The organism is Pseudomonas sp. XP1, assembly GCF_053557675.1.
Genome location: NZ_JBNRIJ010000003.1, coordinates 31710 through 51363, shown reverse-complemented (window position 1 = coordinate 51363; position 19654 = coordinate 31710). Strand labels below are relative to the sequence as shown.

18 protein-coding genes and 1 pseudogene are annotated in these 19654 nt (G+C 63.9%); 15 read left to right on the top strand and 4 right to left on the bottom strand.

Going from position 1 to position 19654, the window contains the following annotated elements:
• The 4 genes from ACK1U9_RS04105 to paaY form a co-directional block, all read right to left on the bottom strand.
• Positions 1-330, bottom strand: a 330-nt coding sequence (locus tag ACK1U9_RS04105) for an electron transfer flavoprotein subunit beta/FixA family protein (RefSeq protein WP_449109717.1), incomplete at its 3' end; no start/stop codon positions are given.
• Between the two features lie 120 nt (positions 331-450).
• Entirely contained in the window at positions 451-1251 is an 801-nt protein-coding gene (locus ACK1U9_RS04100) for an OBAP family protein (RefSeq protein WP_196183279.1), read from the bottom strand.
• A gap of 870 nt (positions 1252-2121) precedes the next feature.
• Positions 2122-3045: a phenylacetic acid degradation operon negative regulatory protein PaaX gene (gene paaX, locus ACK1U9_RS04095; RefSeq protein ID WP_181381639.1), complete on the bottom strand. Its 924-nt coding sequence runs from the start codon at positions 3043-3045 to the stop codon at positions 2122-2124.
• A 77-nt stretch (positions 3046-3122) separates the two neighbouring features.
• Entirely contained in the window at positions 3123-3722 is a 600-nt protein-coding gene (gene paaY, locus ACK1U9_RS04090; protein ID WP_046614145.1) for a phenylacetic acid degradation protein PaaY, read from the bottom strand.
• 354 nt (positions 3723-4076) lie between these two features.
• Here paaY and paaF point away from each other — a divergent pair, with 354 nt between their 5' ends.
• The 15 genes and pseudogenes from paaF (at position 4077) to paaZ (ending at position 19624) form a co-directional block, all read left to right on the top strand.
• Positions 4077-4850 (top strand): 2,3-dehydroadipyl-CoA hydratase PaaF, encoded by a 774-nt coding sequence (gene paaF, locus ACK1U9_RS04085; protein WP_108481036.1) that lies wholly within the window; start codon positions 4077-4079, stop codon positions 4848-4850.
• A gap of 34 nt (positions 4851-4884) precedes the next feature.
• Complete coding sequence (gene paaG, locus ACK1U9_RS04080; protein ID WP_013972608.1) at positions 4885-5676, top strand: 2-(1,2-epoxy-1,2-dihydrophenyl)acetyl-CoA isomerase PaaG; 792 nt, start codon at positions 4885-4887, stop codon at positions 5674-5676.
• Positions 5677-5678: 2 nt separating this feature from the next.
• Positions 5679-7196, top strand: a complete 1518-nt coding sequence (gene paaH, locus ACK1U9_RS04075) for a 3-hydroxyacyl-CoA dehydrogenase PaaH (protein ID WP_108481035.1) — start codon at positions 5679-5681, stop codon at positions 7194-7196.
• Complete coding sequence (gene paaI / locus ACK1U9_RS04070; RefSeq protein WP_135003074.1) at positions 7189-7629, top strand: hydroxyphenylacetyl-CoA thioesterase PaaI; 441 nt, start codon at positions 7189-7191, stop codon at positions 7627-7629. Before paaH ends, paaI begins: the two co-directional genes overlap by 8 nt.
• The gene (gene pcaF / locus ACK1U9_RS04065; RefSeq protein ID WP_449109716.1) at positions 7622-8842 is read left to right on the top strand and encodes a 3-oxoadipyl-CoA thiolase; all 1221 of its coding nucleotides are present in this window, start codon (positions 7622-7624) and stop codon (positions 8840-8842) included. Before paaI ends, pcaF begins: the two co-directional genes overlap by 8 nt.
• Before the next feature lie 121 nt (positions 8843-8963).
• Positions 8964-10283: a phenylacetate--CoA ligase PaaK gene (gene paaK / locus ACK1U9_RS04060; protein WP_046614151.1), complete on the top strand. Its 1320-nt coding sequence runs from the start codon at positions 8964-8966 to the stop codon at positions 10281-10283.
• A 276-nt stretch (positions 10284-10559) separates the two neighbouring features.
• A complete protein-coding gene (gene paaA, locus ACK1U9_RS04055) occupies positions 10560-11549 on the top strand; it encodes a 1,2-phenylacetyl-CoA epoxidase subunit PaaA (RefSeq protein WP_015270325.1) in 990 nt (329 codons plus the stop codon).
• A gap of 25 nt (positions 11550-11574) precedes the next feature.
• Complete coding sequence (paaB, locus tag ACK1U9_RS04050; protein WP_013972614.1) at positions 11575-11856, top strand: 1,2-phenylacetyl-CoA epoxidase subunit PaaB; 282 nt, start codon at positions 11575-11577, stop codon at positions 11854-11856.
• Between the two features lie 8 nt (positions 11857-11864).
• Complete coding sequence (gene paaC / locus ACK1U9_RS04045) at positions 11865-12623, top strand: 1,2-phenylacetyl-CoA epoxidase subunit PaaC (protein WP_108481392.1); 759 nt, start codon at positions 11865-11867, stop codon at positions 12621-12623.
• Entirely contained in the window at positions 12610-13143 is a 534-nt protein-coding gene (paaD, locus tag ACK1U9_RS04040; RefSeq protein ID WP_085600922.1) for a 1,2-phenylacetyl-CoA epoxidase subunit PaaD, read from the top strand. The genes paaC and paaD overlap by 14 nt, the downstream gene beginning before the upstream one ends.
• Positions 13144-13158: 15 nt before the next feature.
• Positions 13159-14235 (top strand): 1,2-phenylacetyl-CoA epoxidase subunit PaaE, encoded by a 1077-nt coding sequence (paaE, locus tag ACK1U9_RS04035; RefSeq protein WP_108481393.1) that lies wholly within the window; start codon positions 13159-13161, stop codon positions 14233-14235.
• Positions 14236-14404: 169 nt separating this feature from the next.
• Positions 14405-14713, top strand: a complete 309-nt coding sequence (locus tag ACK1U9_RS04030) for a DUF485 domain-containing protein (protein WP_046614155.1) — start codon at positions 14405-14407, stop codon at positions 14711-14713.
• Positions 14704-16272 (top strand): annotated as a pseudogene (locus ACK1U9_RS04025) (cation acetate symporter); the annotation flags it as partial. The gene ACK1U9_RS04030 and the pseudogene ACK1U9_RS04025, both read left to right, overlap by 10 nt.
• Positions 16273-16312: 40 nt before the next feature.
• Positions 16313-17545 (top strand): OprD family porin, encoded by a 1233-nt coding sequence (locus tag ACK1U9_RS04020; RefSeq protein ID WP_108481394.1) that lies wholly within the window; start codon positions 16313-16315, stop codon positions 17543-17545.
• A 27-nt stretch (positions 17546-17572) separates the two neighbouring features.
• A complete protein-coding gene (gene paaZ / locus ACK1U9_RS04015) occupies positions 17573-19624 on the top strand; it encodes a phenylacetic acid degradation bifunctional protein PaaZ (protein ID WP_108481395.1) in 2052 nt (683 codons plus the stop codon).
• Positions 19625-19654: the final 30 nt, after the last annotated feature.

Sequence of the window (19654 nt, the reverse complement as noted above, 5' to 3'; positions counted from 1 at the left end):
CGGCTGCTCTTTGTCGACAACGGCTTTCAGCGCCTTGGCCACGGCCAGGGAATTCAGTTCGTCAGCGGCTTCGACCAGGATGGCACGATCGGCACCCAGGGCCAGGGCGGTACGCAGTTGCTCCTGGGCAGTGGCCGGGCCGACGGAAACGACGACGATCTCGGACGCGACACCCTTTTCCTTCAGGCGTACGGCTTCTTCCACGGCGATTTCGCAGAAGGGGTTCATGGACATCTTGACGTTAGCAAGGTCGACGCCGGAGCTGTCCGCCTTGACGCGAACCTTGACGTTGTAGTCGACCACTCGTTTGACGCTTACCAATACCCTCATAGGCTCTCCAGTCATTGATGTTACGAATGCGGGGTAGGGGGGTTGCCTGGTAATGACGGTATCGCAGCGGGTGCGGGTGGGGATCGTCCGTTTCAACTAGCGGCCGGCTGTTACCTCGGATCAGAGCGGCTCACTTGAGCGGCTATTGGTTTTCTCTGGGGTTGATGTAGCGGGATGGTGCAGGTAGGTACCGTTCGGATCGGTAATCTGGAAGACGTTACCGTGCCGCCAACCATCAGCATGGGGGTCTGCTGCTGGGACTCGAATGTTGGCCCGCTGAGCTTTGATCTTGGCAGAATCCACTCCCAGACGCCGATTGCGCTGCTCGACCATGTCAGCGTTCGCTTGGCCGTCTGCTGTGAATCCCATCATCAACTGTGGTACGCCGACGGGAAGTGCTTTGTCCTGGTCTGTGTGCCAGGTGTGCCATGTCTTCCCATAAGTATGAGCAAGCCGCTCCACGAGCATATGTTCAGCAGACGCAGGGATCCCGGGAGCGATCAATTGCCCAGAGGAGACCTCATAGCCATGGCTGTGCCACATCGACTTCTCCTTGATCGGCAACGAAGCGAACAGCTTCTCGTCGATGATGTACTCGACGCCCATGATCTTCGCATCCTTGGTGTTGCCGTCGAAGATGACGCACTGGATGACATCCTCATTCAGGATGGAGCAGTAATGATGCGCTTCCATCTGCAGGTCCGGATGCCCGTTGTAAAAGTGAAAGCCATCCAGGTAGGCGTTGATAGCCTCAATGGGGGGCTTGGATTGCAATGCGGCTGCTCCGGCTTCCAGCAGGTGGGTTTTGGCTGACGCGGGCCTGCCAGGTGTCTCCACTGGTGACTTTGTATCGGTAGCGGAGCAAGCCCACAGCAGGCTACAGGCGAGAGAAAAGGAAATCGATTGAAGTAACTGGCGCATGAGCATGTCTCTGGTTGTAGTCCCTAGAGGACAACCTTGGCTTGGTAAGCGGACAGCCCAACAGACGAATGGCCGGATTCAGAGAGCAAACGCGGTGGTGACAGTCACAGTCACTGCATGTGCGAAGCTCACCCAATACGTCATTTAACATAATACTCATTATGCGCTAGTCTGTATTTGGTCACTTGACCACGAGTGAGCCACTTTGGGACCAAGGAATGCTCCCTGGTCTAGATAAACCGTCCTGATCCGTCGCTCGCTTACCATCACAAGCGCCAACTTGGGGCCTGTATGCGTCAGCCTCGTCTTTTGGACTGTTGGTTACAGCTGGACATCAGGCCAGGCCATTGCACCTGAACCCAGAGTGTTTAAATGAAGCTTGGTACGGTCACCTTCGACTTTGTTTCCCAGGAAAACCCGGTGCATGCATTGCCACGCTGACGACAAGTGCCTGTCAGTCAGTGCCTTGGAGGTTGCCACGCTGCTCATCGCTGGCAACCGAACACCCGGTGGATCGCTTGACGCGGTCAATTGTTGGAGCCCGCCTTGTGTCGCCATGGGCTTGCAAGGTAGCCCCCGGCAATTCATGCCTTTTCTTTGAAACTTTGGGGCCGCTGCGCAGCCCATCGCGGCACAGGGCCGCTCCTACAAGGGCCCGCGCAGGATTGGGAAGAAAGTTGATTACACTTAATGCAGGCCTCAAGCCTGCAAGCGCTATGACCAGTGCAAGCGACATCAGACACATCAGGACCGCGCGATACTTGAGGCCAAGGCACTCCCCATTTGCCGCGCTTAATATGCAAAATGGGTATAACTACACTAAATACTCATTTAGCGTAGTTATATAGAACCCGCCTCTGCACCCAATCCTCAAACAAGCCCGCCAAAACGCCTGTAAAAGCCTTCATTCACATCCGGCAAAGGCCCATCAGCCGTCTCCAGCGCTGCATTCAGCCATTCTTCCGCCTTGGCAAACACAAGCCGATAGAGGTTACGGCACAACTGCCGCGCGGCCCTTCCCTCCCAATCCCCAGGCAGTAGCTCGTCCGGCAGCTGCGGATCGCGCAGCAGCAGCCGGCGGTATTCGTGAATCAGCAGCGTTCGTGCCAGGAAACAATCCTGCGCATCGAGCTGTTGCTGCTCTTTCAAACCTTGCCAAAGTGGCCTGAACAGCTGGATGAACTCGCTGTACTGCTGCCCCAGCTCGTCGATTCGCCAGCTTTCCCGAACCTGGGCGCGCATGGCCTTGGATGCCAGCACTTCCTGGGTGTGGGTTTCGAAGACGATGCTGTCGTCGCTCGCCTCCAGGTCACGCAAGGTGGTGGCCAGGTCGGCGCGGTCTGCCCGTGGGCAGCCCAGCAGGTTCGGCGCCATGGCCCCGAAGCCCTGCCATTCCAACTCTTCACGCAAAGCCTTGCGTTTGCCGGCCTCCAGTTGCGAGAGCAACACCAGCGTCCAGGCACCGTCCCAGGCTGGCTGGCTCGGGCTGTAGACCCGCTTGAAGGCTTTCTCGAACCGCCGGCGGCCCGTACCTGTCAGGCTGTAGTAACTGCGGCGGCCGACCTTTTCGGCGGTGAGCCAGCCTTCCTTGGTAAGGCGGAAGATCGATGTGCGGATCAGGCGCTCGTTGATGCCGATCGGCTCCAGCAGGTTGATCAGGCTGCCCAACCAAACGGTTCCGCCGTGGGGTTCGATGGCGTCGCCGTATAAAGTGATGATCAGGGAACTGGCGCGGATTGGCGTCTGTTCCTGGAAGCGGGTGATCAAGTTGTTCAGTGGGGCGAGATTGCTCATGGGCGAACTATGCGCGGTTAAAGCACCGACTATACCTGCGCGGCGTGCCGCGTGGCCATTGCGCGACGCTGCCAGGCTCATGCCGATGCCTGGCCTTTGGGCCTGACGCCGGTGTCTTCCATGCGTGGGCGCTCGGGCTCGACCTCGGTCAGCGGCGGGCATTCGACCATGCTGTTCATGCAGCGTTGCGCCAAGTGTTGGTACTCCGCCGTGCCGCGTTGCTTCCAGGCCAGTTCCTGTTCGGTCAACGGGCGTTTGACCTGAGCTGGCGAGCCCATCACCAGGCTTTGCGCCGCACATTCGAAGCCCGCCTTGACGAATGCCGTGGCCGCGACAATGCAACGCGGTGCCACATGGGCACCATCCATCACCACTGCGTTCATGCCGATCAAGGCGTCTTCGCCCACGCGGCAGCCGTGCAGCACGGCACCGTGCCCGACATGCCCGTTGCGTTCGACCACCGTATCGCCACCCGGGAAACCGTGCATCACGCAGGTGTCCTGCAGGTTGGCGCCCTCCTCCAGCACGATACGACCGAAATCCCCCCTCATTGATGCCAGGGGGCCGACGTAGCAACGAGGGCCGACGATGACATCACCGATCAGCACGGCGCTGGGGTGCACGTAGGCTGTCGGATGAACCACGGGCGTCAGGCCGTCCAGTCGATAGCAAGGCATGGCAAAGCTCCTGAAATGATTTCAAATGCGCCTTGATCTTGTATCACAATCTTGTGGTGCGTCAATCAGCATGGTCGTGTATCGCTTTTGCTGGAGTCATCGCGCTCCCATAAATTCAGCATTATGCGTTGAATACAGGGTGATGAAGCGATTCAACATCATGAAACCCTTTGCTGAGGCAGTTGTCACTCACACAAAAAGAGATACATGAAACAATTTTGGATGTTGCATTGTTGTATCGCGTAATGCATATACTGGTTCCACCTGGACGTGATCCCGCATCACGCCCCTGCAAACAATTCCAAGAAATGCCGGCCCCACGATGTGCCGTGCGTGCAGCCAGAGGAACCCGACATGCCGCGATATCTCGATGTGCAGGCGCCCGACCACGGTGTGCTGCTCATTACTTTGCAACGGCCCGAGGCACTCAACGCCCTGTGCACCGAGCTACTGGCAGAGCTGGCCGCCGCGCTGGAAGCGGCCGGGCAAGACGAGCAGACCCGCGCGGTGGTCATCACCGGCAGCCGCAAGGCATTCGCCGCAGGCGCCGATATCCGCGAAATGGCCGAGCGCGATCTGGTCGGCATCCTCAACGACCCCCGGGTGGCCCACTGGCAAAGCATCGCCGCCTTCCCCAAGCCACTGATCGCCGCCGTCAACGGCTATGCCCTGGGTGGCGGCTGCGAACTGGTGATGTGCGCCGACATCGTCATCGCCGGCAGCGACGCCCGTTTCGGCCAGCCGGAAATCAACCTCGGCATCATCCCCGGCGCCGGTGGCACTCAGCGCCTGCTGCGGGCTGTAGGCAAGCCGCTGGCCATGCAAATGGTGCTGACCGGCGAAGCCATCACCGCCCGTCATGCCTTGCAGGCCGGGCTGGTCAGCGAAATCACCCAGCCGGAACTCACCGTCGAACGCGCCCTGCACGTCGCCCGCAGCATCGCCGCCAAGGCCCCGCTGGCGGTGCGCCTGGCCAAGGAAGCGCTGCTCAAGGCCGGCGATACCGACCTGGCCAGCGGCCTGCGTTTCGAACGCCATGCCTTCACCCTGCTGGCCGGCACCGCCGACCGCGACGAAGGCATCCGTGCCTTCCAGGAAAAACGCCAGGCCCGCTTCCAGGGCCGCTGATCACCTTTCCCTCGACTGACGGAGCGAGTCTGTCATGACTTTCCAGCACATCCTGTTTTCCATCGAGGACGGCGTCGCCCTCCTCTCGTTGAATCGCCCCGAGCAGCTGAACAGCTTCAATACCGCCATGCACCTGGAAGTGCGCGAGGCACTCAAGCAAGTACGCCAGAGCAGCGAAGCACGGGTGTTGTTGCTGACTGCCGAAGGCCGTGGATTCTGCGCCGGCCAGGACCTGTCCGACCGCAACGTCGCCCCGGGCGCCGAGATGCCGGACCTGGGCGAATCGATCGACAAGTTCTACAACCCGCTGGTGCGCACCCTGCGCGACCTGCCGCTGCCGGTAGTCTGCGCGGTGAACGGTGTGGCTGCCGGTGCCGGTGCCAACATTCCGCTGGCTTGCGACCTGGTGCTGGCGGCCCGCTCGGCCAGCTTCATCCAGGCCTTCTGCAAGATTGGCCTGGTACCCGACTCCGGCGGTACCTGGCTGCTGCCGCGCCTGGTCGGCATGGCGCGGGCCAAGGCCCTGGCGATGCTGGGCGAGCGCCTGGGCGCCGAACAGGCCCAGCAATGGGGGCTGATCCACCGCGTGGTGGACGATGCCGCGCTGCGCGACGAAGCCCTCACCCTTGCCCGACAGCTCGCCACCCAGCCCACTTACGGCCTGGCCCTGATCAAGCGCAGCCTCAACGCCAGTTTCGACAACGGTTTCGATGAACAGCTGGAACTGGAGCGCGACCTGCAGCGCCTGGCCGGGCGCAGCGAGGACTATCGTGAAGGCGTGAGTGCCTTCATGAACAAGCGCACGCCGGCATTCAAGGGGCGTTGATCATGAGCGCACTCGCAAGCAACGCTCAGGTGGCGGTGATCGGTGCGGGCGCCATGGGCGCAGGCATCGCTCAGGTTGCGGCTCAGGCCGGCCACCCGGTAAAGCTCTACGACAACCGCCCTGGCGCGGCAGCCCAGGCGGTGGCCGGCATAGAGCGGCAACTTGCCCGCCTGGTGGAAAAAGGCAAGTTGCCGGCTGCCGAACGGGAAGCCATCAGCGCCCGGCTGTGCCCGGTGGACCACCTCGAAGCCCTGGCCGATGCTCGCCTGGTGATCGAGGCCATCGTCGAGAACCTGCAGGTCAAGCAAGCGCTGTTCAACCAGCTGGAAGCCTTGTGCGCCACCGACTGCATACTCGCCAGCAACACCTCGTCGCTGTCCATCACCAGCCTCGCCGCCGGGCTGCAGCGCCCGCAACAGGTGGTTGGCATGCATTTCTTCAACCCGGCACCGCTGATGGCCCTGGTCGAAGTGGTCGCGGGCCTGGCCACCGCCCCGGCCGTTGCCACGTGCATTCATGCCACCGCCCAGGCCTGGGGCAAGCAGCCGGTGCACACACGCTCCACGCCGGGCTTCATCGTCAACCGTGTGGCGCGGCCGTTCTACGCCGAGAGCCTGCGCCTGCTGCAGGAAGGCGCAGCCGATTGCGCCAGCCTCGATGCGCTGCTGCGTGATGCCGGTGGTTTCCGCATGGGCGCGTTCGAACTCACCGACCTGATTGGCCACGATGTCAATTACGCCGTCACCTGTTCGGTCTTCGATGCATTTTATGGCGACTTCCGCTTCCAGCCTTCGCTGGTGCAGAAGGAACTGGTGGACGCGGGCCGCCTCGGGCGCAAGACCGGCCAAGGCTTCTATAGCTATGCCGAAGGCGCCGAACGCCCGCAGCCAGCCGAACTGCACAGCCCCGCCATCGTCGACGCCTGCGTCGTCGAAGGCGACCTGGGGGTGATGCAGCCGCTGATCGAACGCCTGCGCCAAAGCGGCATCGCCGTGACCCAGCGCGCCGGCAGCGGCTTGCTCCACGTCGGCGATGCCACCCTGGCGCTGTCCGATGGCCGCCTGGCCAGCCAGCGGGCCCGGGACGACGGCCTGCGCAACCTGGTGCTGCTGGACCTCGCGCTGGACTACACCACCGCCACCCGCCTCGCCATCAGCTGGTCGGCCGACACCAGCGACAACGCTCGCGACCAGGCGGTGGCCTTGCTGCGGCGTGCCGGCCTGAAGGTAACGGCGGTCGCCGACCTGCCCGGCCTGGTGGTGCTGCGTACCGTGGCGATGCTCGCCAACGAGGCCGCCGATGCTGTGCTGCAAGGTGTCGGCAGCGCCGCTGACATCGACCTGGCCATGCGTGCCGGCGTCAACTACCCCTGCGGCCCGCTGGCCTGGGCCGCGAACATCGGCATCCCCCACACCCTGCGCGTGCTCGACAACCTGCAGCGCAGCTACGGCGAGAGCCGCTACCGCCCTTCCCTGCTGTTACGCCGCTGCGAAGCCAAAGGAGGCACCCTGCATGACTGAAGTCGAACTGGCACAAGCCTGTGCCGAGGCCATGTACGCCCGCGACCAGGCCACCCAGGGCCTGGGCATCCGCCTGCTGGAAGCCGGCCCGGGCCAGGCGTGCCTGCGCATGCTGGTACGCGCCGACATGATCCAGGGTCATGGCACCTGCCATGGCGGTTTCCTGTTCGCCCTGGCCGACTCGGCATTTGCCTTCGCCTGCAACAGTTACGACCAGGCCACTGTCGCCCTGGGCTGCAGCATCGACTACCTGGCCCCGGCGCTGCTCGATGATGTACTTACAGCCCGCGCCAGCGAGGTCAGCCGCAAGGGCCGTACCGGCCTTTACGACGTCCGCATCGAGAACCAGCGCGGTGAGCTGGTGGCGATGTTCCATGGCAAGTCCTACAAAGTGCGCGGCACCGTGCTGGCGCAGGAGACGCAAGATGACTGAACACACCCTGGCCGATGCCTTGATCATCGACGCCGTGCGCACCCCCATCGGCCGTTATGCCGGGGCCTTGAGCGGCGTGCGCGCCGATGACCTGGCCGCCATCCCGCTCAAGGCCCTGATCCAGCGCAACCCCGGGCTGGACTGGAAAGCCATCGACGACGTCATCCTCGGCTGCGCCAACCAGGCTGGCGAGGACAACCGCAACGTCGCGCACATGGCCAGCCTGCTGGCCGGGCTGCCGATCGAGGTGCCCGGCACCACCATCAACCGCCTGTGTGGCTCCGGCCTGGACGCCATCGGCAATGCAGCCCGCGCCCTGCGCTGCGGCGAAGCCGGGCTGATGCTGGCCGGCGGCGTGGAGTCGATGTCACGCGCACCGTTCGTCATGGGCAAGTCGGAGCAGGCGTTCGGCCGTGCGGCCGAGCTGTTCGACACCACCATCGGCTGGCGCTTCGTCAACCCGCTGATGAAGGCAGCCTTCGGTACCGATTCGATGCCGGAAACAGCCGAGAACGTTGCCGAGCGGTTCGGTATTTCCCGCGCCGACCAGGACGCCTTTGCCCTGCGCAGCCAGCACAAGGCCGCCGCCGCCCAGGTACGTGGGCGCCTGGCACGGGAAATCGTGCCGGTCCAGATCCCGCAGCGCAAAGGCCCGGCCAAAGTGGTCGAGCACGACGAACATCCCCGCGGCGATACCACCCTGGAGCAACTGGCCAGGCTGGGTACCCCGTTCCGCGACGGCGGCAGCGTCACCGCCGGCAATGCCTCCGGGGTCAACGATGGTGCCTGCGCCCTGCTGCTCGCCAGCAGCGCTGCCGCGCGTCGCCATGGCCTGAAGGCCCGCGGCCGCATAGTCGGCATGGCGGTGGCAGGGGTCGAACCACGGCTGATGGGCATCGGCCCGGTGCCGGCTACCCGCAAGGTGCTGGAACTTACCGGGTTGTCGCTGGCCGATATGGACGTCATCGAGCTCAACGAGGCTTTTGCCGCCCAGGGCCTCGCGGTGCTGCGCGAGCTCGGCCTGGCCGACGACGACGAGCGGGTTAACCGCAATGGTGGTGCCATCGCCCTGGGTCACCCGTTGGGCATGAGTGGTGCACGCCTGGTCACCACCGCATTGCACGAGCTGGAAGAAACCGCCGGACGCTACGCCTTGTGCACCATGTGCATCGGCGTTGGCCAGGGCATCGCGATGGTCATCGAACGCCTCTGAGCGGCTGGGACCATCGGCTTGTTACCGAACCGAACGCAGCCGTATATGCTGCTTCCATGACACTCACCGCACGGCCTGCAACCGGTGCCGCGCGGCGTACAAGAACAATTCGAGTGAAGCCATGAACATGTACCATGATGCCGATCGTGCTCTGCTGGACCCGATGGAAACCGCCAGTGTCGACGCCTTGCGCCAGCACCAGCTGGAGCGCCTGCGCTGGAGCCTGAAGCACGCCTATGACAACGTGCCGCTGTACCGTCAGCGTTTTGCCGAATACGGCGCCCACCCCGACGACCTCAAGTGCCTGGAAGACCTGGCGAAGTTCCCCTTCACCGGCAAGAACGACCTGCGCGACAACTACCCCTACGGCATGTTCGCCGTGCCCCAGCAAGAGGTGGTGCGCCTGCACGCCTCCAGTGGCACCACCGGCAAGCCGACAGTGGTGGGCTACACCCAGAACGACATCGACACCTGGGCCAATGTGGTCGCCCGCTCGATCCGCGCCGCGGGCGGGCGCAAAGGGGACAAGGTGCATGTCTCCTATGGCTACGGCCTGTTCACTGGCGGGCTTGGCGCGCATTACGGTGCCGAGCGCCTGGGCTGCACGGTGATCCCCATGTCCGGTGGCCAGACCGAAAAGCAGGTGCAGCTGATTCGCGACTTTCAGCCCGACATCATCATGGTCACCCCTTCCTACATGCTCAACCTGGCCGACGAGATCGAGCGCCAGGGCATCGACCCGCAAGACCTCAAGCTGCGCCTGGGCATATTCGGCGCAGAGCCGTGGACCGATGAGCTGCGCCGCTCGATCGAGCAAAGGCTGGGCATCGATGCCCTCGACATTTATGGCCTGTCGGAAATCATGGGGCCAGGAGTGGCGATGGAGTGCATCGAAACCAAGGATGGCCCGACCATCTGGGAGGACCATTTCTACCCCGAGATCATCGACCCGGTCACCGGCGCGGTGCTGCCGGACGGCCAGCTGGGCGAACTGGTGTTCACCTCGCTGAGCAAGGAAGCGTTGCCCATGGTGCGCTACCGCACCCGCGACCTCACTCGCCTGCTGCCCGGCACCGCCAGGCCGATGCGGCGGATTGGCAAGATCACCGGCCGCAGCGATGACATGCTGATCATTCGCGGGGTCAACGTGTTCCCGACCCAGATCGAGGAGCAGGTGCTGAAAATAAAACAGCTTTCAGAGCTTTATGAGATTCACCTGTATCGTAATGGCAACCTGGACAGTGTCGAGGTGCATGTGGAACTGCGTGCGGAGTGCCAGCAACTCGATGAAGGCCAGCGCAAGCTGTTGACCGGGGAGCTGACCAAGCAGATCAAGACCTATATCGGCATCAGCACCCAGGTATGCCTGCAGCCCTGCGGCACCCTCAAGCGTTCCGAGGGCAAGGCCTGTCACGTGTTCGACAAACGGTTGGCCAGCTGATTCATTCGGCTGCCTTTACGGCCCCGGCATCGTCCGGGGCTTTTTTTTGCCTTAGAGATTGCTGGGGGCGCTTTGCGCCCCTTTCGCGACGCAAGGCCGCTCCTACAGGGGAACGCAATCTTCTGTAGGAGCGGCCTTGTGTCGCGAAAGGGCTGTACAGCAGCCCCCTTGGCCCGCAAAGCGATACACAAATCTTATTCGATACACATAAAACAGTTTGACGTTATGTTTTGTATCGCTTACAAATGACTCATGCCTTAGCAGGAGTCGGAACACATGTACGCACAGCTAGTGGAAACCGGAGTCAAGCGCGTCAAGTCGCTGGAGGAGATGTCGCCCGAGGAGCGCAACTTCCAGGAAAAGATCGACGCCGAAATCAAGATCGAAGCCAAGAACTGGATGCCCGAGGCCTATCGCCAGACCCTCATCCGGCAGATCTCCCAGCACGCCCACTCGGAAATCGTCGGCATGCTGCCCGAAGGCAACTGGGTCACCCGGGCCCCCAGCCTCAAGCGCAAGCTGCAGCTGATGGCCAAGATCCAGGACGAAGCCGGCCACGGTCTGTACCTGTACAGCGCCATGGAAACCCTGGGCGCCGACCGTGACGAAGAAATCGCCAAGCTGCACAGTGGCAAGGCCAAGTACTCGAGCATCTTCAACTACCCCACTCTCAGCTGGGCCGACATGGGCGCAGTGGGCTGGCTGGTCGATGGCGCCGCCATCGTCAACCAGGTGGTGCTGCAGCGCACCTCCTACGGCCCGTATTCGCGCGCGATGATCCGTATCTGCAAGGAAGAGAGCTTCCACCAGCGCCAGGGCTACGAAATCCTCCTAACCATGATGCGCCACGGCACCCAGGCCCAGCGGGACATGGTCCAGGACGCGATCAACCGCCTGTGGTGGCCGGCACTGATGATGTTCGGCCCCAGCGACGAGCACTCCCCCAACAGCGCCCAGTCCATGGCCTGGAAGATCAAGCGCCAGACCAACGATGAACTGCGCCAGCGCTTCATCGACCAGACCGTGCCGCAGCTCGAACTGCTCGGCTGCACCGCCCCCGACCCTGAACTGAAGTGGAACGCCGAGCGCGGCCATTACGACTTCGGCGAAATCCAGTGGGACGAGTTCTACGAGGTGATCAAAGGCAATGGCCCGTGCAACCAGGAACGTGTCGCCACCCGGCGCAAGGCCATCGAGGACGGTGCCTGGGTACGCGAGGCCGCCGTGGCCTACGCGCGCAAGCAACAGAACAAGAACGCCGCCTGAGCGGCGAATGATGCGGAGATCGAAAATGTCTGTCTGGACCCTCTACGAAGTGTTCGTGCGCAGCAAGCACGGCCTTAACCACAAGCATGTCGGCAGCGTGCACGCCGCCGATGCCGCCATGGCCATCGAAAACGCCCGCGAGCTGTACACCCGCCGCAGCGAAGGCGTGAGCCTGTGGGTGGTGCCTTCGGCACTGATCACTGCCTCTTCCCCGGACGAGAAAGACCCATTGTTCGCCCCGGCGGACGACAAGGTCTACCGCCATGCCAGCTTCTACGAACTGCCCGACGAAGTCGGGCACATGTGAGGTTGGCCATGCACAACGAAGCCCTTGTCCCCTACTTGCTGCTGCTCGGCGACAGTGCCCTGGTGCAGGGCCAGCGCCTCTGCGAATGGTGTGGCCGCGCCCCGGCCATCGAAGAAGAGCTGGCCCTGATGAACGTCGGCCTCGACCTGGTCGGCCAGGCGCGCAACTGGCTGGAGTACGCCGCCGAGTTGCTCGATGATGGCCGTGACGCCGATGCCCTGGCCTTCCGCCGTGACGAGCGGGCCTATCGCAACCTATTGCTGGTCGAGCAGCCCAACGGCGATTTCGCCGTGACCATGACCAAGCAGTTCTTGTATGACGCCTGGCATTTCGCCGTGCTTCAGGGCCTGGCCGGCTCGAACGACGAACGTATCGCCGGTATCGCCGCCAAGGCCCTGAAGGAAGTCACCTACCATCTGCGCCGTTCCAGCGAGTGGGTGCAGCGCCTGGGTGGTGGCACCGAAGAAAGCCGCCAACGCATGCTCGCGGCCATCCCGGCACTGTGGCGCTTCACCGTCGAACTGGCCACTGGTAGCGACAACGAAGTGTGCCTGGCGCAAGCGGGCGTCGCCGCCGACCCCGCTGCCGTCGGCGCGGCCTGGCTCAAGCAGGTTGTCGAGACCTTCACTTCGGTCGAGCTGCCACTGCCCAAGGCCGCCAGCCACTTTTACCTGGACGGTCGCAAAGGCTTGCACACCGAGCACCTGGGCCTGCTGCTGGCCGAGATGCAGTTCCTGCCAAGGGCGTACCCCGATGCAACCTGGTGAGCTGATTGCCGGCGACCGTGGTGCCCGCGCGCAACAAAGCGACGACCTGGCACGGGCCTGGGCGGTACTGGCCCAGGTCATGGACCCGGAAGTGCCGGTGGTCAGCGTGGTCGACCTTGGGATCGTGCGCGACCTCGACTGGCGCGCCGGGCACCTGCACCTGGTCGTCACGCCGACCTACTCCGGCTGCCCGGCCACCGAGGTGATCGAACGGGATATCCGCCAGGCGCTGGAGCAGGCCGGTTTCCCCGCGCCGGCTCTCGACCGTCGGCTGACCCCGGCCTGGAGCACCGACTGGATCAGCGAACTGGGCCGCGAGCGCCTGCGCGCCTACGGCATCGCCCCGCCACAGGGCAGCGCCAGCAAACGCAGCCTGCTCGGCGAGGCGCCGCAGGTGTGTTGCCCGCAGTGCGGCAGTGCCCATACCGAATTGCTCAGCCAGTTCGGCTCCACGGCTTGCAAGGCGCTTTACCGCTGCCGCGAATGCCTGGAGCCGTTTGACTATTTCAAATGCATTTGAGCCGTGGAGAACGCCATGAGCCAGTTTCACAGCCTTACCATCAAGCAAGTGCGCAACGAGACCCGCGATGCGGTGTCGATTGCCTTCGACGTGCCCGAGCACCTGCAGGCGCAGTTCCGCTTCACCCAGGGCCAGTACCTGGTCATGCGTACCCAGCTGGACAACGAAGAAGTCCGTCGTTCCTACTCCATCTGCAGTGCCGTGCAGGACGGCGAATTGCGTGTGGCGGTAAAGCGCGTGCCTGGCGGGCGTTTCTCGGCATTTGCCAACGACGTGCTCAAGGCCGGCCAGCAACTGGAAGTGATGCCGCCAACGGGCAGCTTCTTCGTGCCACTGGAGCCAGCCCGCCAGGGCAATTACCTGGGCGTGGCTGCCGGCAGCGGCATCACACCGATCCTGTCGATCATCGCCACTACCCTGGCCAGCGAGCCACACAGCCGCTTCACCCTGCTGTACGGCAACCGTTCAAGCTCCGGCGCACTGTTTCGCGACAAGCTGGAAGACCTGAAGAACCGTTACCTCGACCGCCTGAACCTGATTTTCGTGTTCAGCCGCGAGCAGCAGGATGTCGACCTGTACAACGGTCGCATCGATGCCGACAAGTGCGGCCAGCTGTTCTCGCGCTGGATGGACGTTGCCAACCTGGATGCCGCATTCATCTGCGGCCCGCAGGCGATGACCGAGACGGTGCGCGACAGCCTGCAGGCCAATGGCCTGGTCAAGGAACGCATCCATTTCGAGCTGTTCGCCGCAGCCGGCAGCGAAGCCCGGCGTGAGGCTCGTGAAGCGGCGCGCCAGGTGGACTCGGCGCTCAGCCACATCACCGTGATCAGCGACGGCCGCGCCCTCACCTTCGACCTGCCACGCAACACCCAGAACGTGCTGGACGCCGGCAATGCCATCGGCGCCGAGCTGCCGTACTCGTGCAAGGCCGGCGTGTGCTCGACCTGCAAGTGCCGGGTGATCGAGGGCGAAGTGGAGATGGACAGCAACCATGCCCTGGAGGACTACGAAGTGGCGGCCGGGTACGTGCTGTCGTGCCAGACCTACCCGGTGAGCGACAAGGTGGTGCTCGATTTCGACCAGCTCTGAAACCGCGTCGCCTGCTTCGCGGGCGCGCCCGCTCCCACAGGGATAGCGCAAGTCTCAAGCACACCGCCGCACCTGTGGGAGCGGGCATGCCCGCGAAGAGGCCCTAAGCAACACCGCAACACCCGCGTGACCTCAACAAAACAATTACAACACCCAGAGACCGCAACCCATGACACCCGAACGCATCGAAAGCATCGTCAACCACCCCGACTTCCAGCACCTGGTGCAACGCAAACGCCGCCTCAACGGCAGCCTGACCCTGGCCATGCTGGTGATCTACTACGGCTTCGTCCTGCTGGTGGCGTTCTCCCCCAGCACCCTCGGCCAGTCCCTCAGCGGTGGCGTCACCACCGTCGGCATGCTGGTGGGCGTACTGATGGTGCTGCTGTCCTTCGCCCTGACCGGTATCTACGTGCACCGCGCCAACAATGTGCTCGACCCGCTCAACGACAAGGTCAAGCAGGAGTGCGCGCAATGAACTGGACTGCCATCTCGATGTTCATGGTGTTCGTCTGCTTCACCCTGCTGGTCACCCGCTGGGCTGCCATGCGCACCCGCTCGGCCAGCGACTTCTACACCGCCGGCGGGGGCCTGACCGGCATGCAGAACGGCCTGGCGATCGCCGGCGACATGATCAGCGCCGCGTCGTTCCTGGGCATTTCGGCCATGATGTTCATGAACGGCTACGACGGCCTGCTGTATGCCCTGGGCGTACTGGCCGGCTGGCCGATCATCCTGTTCCTGATCGCCGAACGCTTGCGCAACCTGGGCAAGTACACCTTCGCCGACGTGGTCAGCTACCGCCTGGCGCAAACCCCGGTGCGCCTGACCTCGGCCTTCGGCACCCTGGTGGTGGCGCTGATGTACCTGGTGGCGCAGATGGTCGGTGCCGGCAAGCTGATCGAGCTGCTGTTCGGCATCAGCTACCTGTACGCGGTGATGCTGGTCGGCGTGCTGATGGTCGCCTACGTCACCTTCGGCGGCATGCTCGCCACCACCTGGGTGCAGATCATCAAGGCGGTGATGCTGCTGTCAGGCACCAGCTTCATGGCCTTCATGGTGCTCAGGCATTTCGGCTTCAGCACCGAGGCGATGTTCGCCAGCGCCGTGGCCGTGCATGCCAAGGGCCAGGCGATCATGGCCCCGGGTGGCTTGCTGTCCAACCCGGTGGATGCCATTTCCCTGGGCCTGGGCATGATGTTCGGTACCGCCGGCCTGCCGCATATCCTGATGCGCTTCTTCACCGTCAGCGATGCCAAGGAAGCGCGCAAGAGCGTGTTCTATGCCACCGGGTTCATCGGCTACTTCTACCTGCTGCTGATCGTCATCGGCTTTGGTGCCATCGTCATGGTTGGCACCGAGCCGTCCTACCGTGACGCCACCGGCGCGATCATCGGCGGCGGCAACATGGTCGCCGTGCACCTGGCCCAGGCCGTGGGTGGCAACCTGTTCCTCGGCTTCATCTCCGCTGTGGCTTTCGCCACCATCCTGGCGGTGGTCGCCGGCCTGGCGCTGTCCGGTGCATCGGCCGTTTCCCACGACCTGTATGCCTGCGTGGTACGCCAGGGCAAGGCCAGCGAGCAGGAGGAAATGCGCGTCTCGCGTATCGCCACCCTGCTGATCGGCCTGCTGGCGGTCATTCTCGGCCTGATGTTCGAGTCGCAGAACATCGCCTTCCTTTCCGGCCTGGTGCTGGCGGTGGCCGCCTCGGTCAACTTCCCGGTGCTGCTGCTTTCGATGTTCTGGAAAGGCCTGACCACCCGCGGCGCGGTGTGCGGCAGCATGGCCGGCCTGGTTTCGGCGGTGCTGCTGGTGGTGCTGGGCCCGGCGGTATGGGTCAACGTGCTGCATCACGAAAAGGCGCTGTTCCCCTACAGCAACCCGGCGCTGTTCTCCATGAGCCTGGCCTTCCTCGGCGCCTGGGTGTTCTCGGTCACGGACAGCTCCGAACGGGCCAGCCAGGAACGTGGCCGCTACCTGGCCCAGTTCATCCGCTCGATGACCGGAATCGGCGCTGCCGGCGCCAGCAAGCACTGACTTTCAGGGAAGAACAACCATGTCGGGTAAAACAACAACAATGAACCGCACGCACTTCATTTCGGCCGCCTGGCTGGCCACATTCGCCATGCCGTTGCCGGCCATGGCGGACTTCATCGGCGACAGCCACGCCCGGTTGGAACTGCGCAATCACTACCTCAACCGCGACTTCCGCCAGAGCAACGCACCGCAGGCCAAGGCCGAGGAATGGGGCCAGGGCTTTACCGCCAAGCTGGAGTCGGGCTTTACCGAAGGCCCGGTCGGCTTTGGTGTCGACGCCATGGGGCAACTGGGCATCAAGCTCGACTCCAGCCGCGACCGCCGCAATACCGGCCTGCTGCCTTTCGGCCCGAACAGCCATGAGCCGGTCGATGACTATAGCGAACTGGGCCTGACCGGCAAGGTGCGGGTGTCCAAGAGCACCCTGCGCCTGGGTACCTTGCAACCGATCCTGCCGGTGGTTGTGTACAACGACACGCGCCTGCTGGCATCTACCTTCCAGGGTGGCTTGCTCACCAGCCAGGATCTGGCCGGCCTGACGTTCAACGCCGGCCGCCTGACCAAGGCCAACCTGCGTGATTCCTCGGGCCGCGACGACATCGGCTACGGCGCCGCCAGCAGCGACCACCTGGACTTCGGCGGCGGCAGCTACGCCATCACCCCGCAAACCAGCGTCAGCTACTACTACGCCAAGCTCGAGGACATCTACCGCCAGCAGTTCGTCGGCCTGATCGATACCCGCCCGCTGGGCGAAGGCCTGAGCCTGCGCACCGACCTGCGCTACTTCGACAGCCGCAACGACGGCGCCGAGCGTGCCGGCAACATCGACAACCGCAACTTCAACGCCATGTTCACCCTTGGCGTACGGGCCCACAAGTTCACCGCCGCCTGGCAGCAGATGTCCGGCGACAGTGCCTTCCCGTTCGTGAACGGCGGCGACCCGTTCACCGTCAACCTGGTCACCTACAACACCTTCACCCGCGCCGGGCTGGACTCGTGGCAGGTGCGCTACGACTACGACTTCGTCGCCATGGGTATCCCTGGCCTGAGCTTCATGACCCGCTACACCGATGGCCGCCACGCCGAAACCGCCACCGTCAGCAATGGCCGTGAGCGCGAACGCGACACCGACATCACCTATGTCATCCAGAGCGGCCCGTTCAAGGACGTCAGCCTGCGCTGGCGCAACGTCACCTTCCGTTCCGGCAATGGCCTGACCAACGCCGTGGACGAAAACCGCCTGATCATCGGCTACACCGTGGCGCTGTGGTAACAGCGCCCCTCTACATTGGAGAACAGCATGTCTGCCGCCCCTACCCTGCAAAGCTTCATCGCTGGCCGCTGGCTTGGCCAGCACGGCGCCCAGGCCCTGCGTAGCGCCCTGGATGGCCACGTTCTGGCCTACAGCCACGAAGAGCGCCCGGATTTCGCCGAAGCCGTGGACTTTGCCCGCGCCCGTGGCCTGGCTGCGCTGATGGCCATGGACTTCCAGCAACGCGCTGCCCGCCTGAAGGCGCTGGCCCTGTACCTGGCCGAGCGCAAGGAGCAGCTTTACGCCCTGTCCCACCACAGCGGCGCCACCCGTGCCGACAGCTGGATCGACATCGAAGGCGGTAACGCCACGCTGTTCTCCTATGCGGGCATTGGCAGCCGCGAGTTGCCGTCGGGCAACCTGATGCATGAAGGCCCGGCCATTCCACTGGGCAAGCAAGGCCATTTCGCCGGCAGCCACATCCTGGTGCCGCGCGCCGGCGTGGCGGTGCACATCAACGCCTTCAACTTCCCCATCTGGGGCATGCTGGAGAAGTTCGCCCCGACCTTCCTGGCCGGCATGCCGTGCATCGTCAAGCCGGCGACCTCGACCAGCTACCTGACCGAGGCCGTGGTGCGCCTGATGAATGCATCCGGTCTGTTGCCCGAAGGCAGCCTGCAACTGGTGATCGGCAGCACCGGCGACCTGCTCGACCGCCTGCAAGGCCAGGACGTGGTGACCTTCACCGGTTCCGCCGACACCGCCGCCAAGTTGCGCGTCACGCCGAACCTGGTGCGCAACTCGGTGCCATTCACCGCCGAGGCCGATTCGCTGAACTGCGCCATCCTCGGCCCGGATGTGACCCCGGACAGCGAAGAGTTCGACCTGTACATCAAGGAGGTGGTCCGCGAAATGACCACCAAGGCCGGCCAGAAATGCACCGCCATCCGCCGTGCCATCGTACCGGCCAGGCACATCGACGCCGTTGCCACCCGCCTGCGGGAACGGCTGGCCAAGGTGGTGGTCGGTGACCCGTCGCTGGAAGGTGTGCGCATGGGCGCCCTGGCCTCCCACGACCAGCAGCACGATGTGGCCGAACGGGTGCGCAGCCTGCTGCAGAGCTGCGATCAGCTGTTCGGTGCCAGCGATGGTTTTGCACCGCGTGGCGAAGGTGTGGCCGAGGGGGCTTTCTTTGCCCCGACCCTGCTGCAGGCCCGTGACCCGCATGCCGAAGGCGGTGCCCACGATATCGAAGCGTTCGGCCCGGTCAGCACGTTGATGGCCTATGACGACCTCGATGAAGCTCTGGCGCTGGCCGCGCGGGGCAAAGGCAGCCTGGTGGCAACCCTGGTCACCGCCGACCGCAGCGTGGCAGCCAAGGCCATTCCGGTGGCTGCCGCCTGGCATGGCCGTCTGCTGGTGCTCGACAGCGAGGCGGCCAAGGAATCCACGGGGCATGGCTCGCCATTGCCACAGCTCAAGCACGGCGGCCCGGGCCGCGCTGGTGGTGGTGAGGAGCTGGGTGGCCTGCGTGCCGTCAAGCATTACCTGCAGCGTGCCGCAGTCCAGGGTTCGCCGAGCATGCTCTCGGCGGTAACCGGCGAATACGTGCGCGGTGGCGAAGTGATCGAAACCGAAGTGCACCCGTTCCGCCGCTATTTCGAGCAGTTGCGCATCGGTGAGTCGCTGCTCACCCACCGGCGCACCGTGACCGAAGCCGACCTGGTCAACTTCGGTTGCCTGTCGGGTGACCATTTCTACATGCATTTCGACGAGATCGCCGCCAAGCAATCGCAGTTCGGCAAGCGCATCGCCCACGGCTATTTCGTGTTGTCGGCAGCGGCCGGGCTATTCGTCTCCCCGGGTGCAGGCCCGGTACTGGCCAACTACGGCCTGGATACCCTGCGCTTCATCAACCCGGTGGGCATCGGCGACACCATCCAGGCGCGCCTGACCTGCAAGCGCAAGATAGACCAGGGCAAGACCAGCCCGCTGGGCCAGCCCCAGGGCGTGGTGGCGTGGGATGTGGAGGTGACCAACCAGCTGGGCGAGCTGGTCGCCAGCTACGACATTCTCACCCTGGTGCTGAAACAGCCCTGACAGTGCCGTTGGTCAGGGGCGGTGGGTATC

Excerpts from the sequence above, each read along its gene's own strand:
- ACK1U9_RS04100 (WP_196183279.1), bottom strand. The coding sequence starts at position 1,251 with ATGCGCCAGTTACTTCAATCGATTTCCTTTTCTCTCGCCTGTAGCCTG.
- paaX (WP_181381639.1), bottom strand. The coding sequence starts at position 3,045 with ATGAGCAATCTCGCCCCACTGAACAACTTGATCACCCGCTTCCAGGAA.
- paaY (WP_046614145.1), bottom strand. The coding sequence starts at position 3,722 with ATGCCTTGCTATCGACTGGACGGCCTGACGCCCGTGGTTCATCCGACA.
- paaF (WP_108481036.1), top strand. The coding sequence starts at position 4,077 with ATGCCGCGATATCTCGATGTGCAGGCGCCCGACCACGGTGTGCTGCTC.
- paaG (WP_013972608.1), top strand. The coding sequence starts at position 4,885 with ATGACTTTCCAGCACATCCTGTTTTCCATCGAGGACGGCGTCGCCCTC.
- paaH (WP_108481035.1), top strand. The coding sequence starts at position 5,679 with ATGAGCGCACTCGCAAGCAACGCTCAGGTGGCGGTGATCGGTGCGGGC.
- paaI (WP_135003074.1), top strand. The coding sequence starts at position 7,189 with ATGACTGAAGTCGAACTGGCACAAGCCTGTGCCGAGGCCATGTACGCC.
- pcaF (WP_449109716.1), top strand. The coding sequence starts at position 7,622 with ATGACTGAACACACCCTGGCCGATGCCTTGATCATCGACGCCGTGCGC.
- paaK (WP_046614151.1), top strand. The coding sequence starts at position 8,964 with ATGAACATGTACCATGATGCCGATCGTGCTCTGCTGGACCCGATGGAA.
- paaA (WP_015270325.1), top strand. The coding sequence starts at position 10,560 with ATGTACGCACAGCTAGTGGAAACCGGAGTCAAGCGCGTCAAGTCGCTG.
- paaB (WP_013972614.1), top strand. The coding sequence starts at position 11,575 with ATGTCTGTCTGGACCCTCTACGAAGTGTTCGTGCGCAGCAAGCACGGC.
- paaC (WP_108481392.1), top strand. The coding sequence starts at position 11,865 with ATGCACAACGAAGCCCTTGTCCCCTACTTGCTGCTGCTCGGCGACAGT.
- paaD (WP_085600922.1), top strand. The coding sequence starts at position 12,610 with ATGCAACCTGGTGAGCTGATTGCCGGCGACCGTGGTGCCCGCGCGCAA.
- paaE (WP_108481393.1), top strand. The coding sequence starts at position 13,159 with ATGAGCCAGTTTCACAGCCTTACCATCAAGCAAGTGCGCAACGAGACC.
- ACK1U9_RS04030 (WP_046614155.1), top strand. The coding sequence starts at position 14,405 with ATGACACCCGAACGCATCGAAAGCATCGTCAACCACCCCGACTTCCAG.
- ACK1U9_RS04020 (WP_108481394.1), top strand. The coding sequence starts at position 16,313 with ATGAACCGCACGCACTTCATTTCGGCCGCCTGGCTGGCCACATTCGCC.
- paaZ (WP_108481395.1), top strand. The coding sequence starts at position 17,573 with ATGTCTGCCGCCCCTACCCTGCAAAGCTTCATCGCTGGCCGCTGGCTT.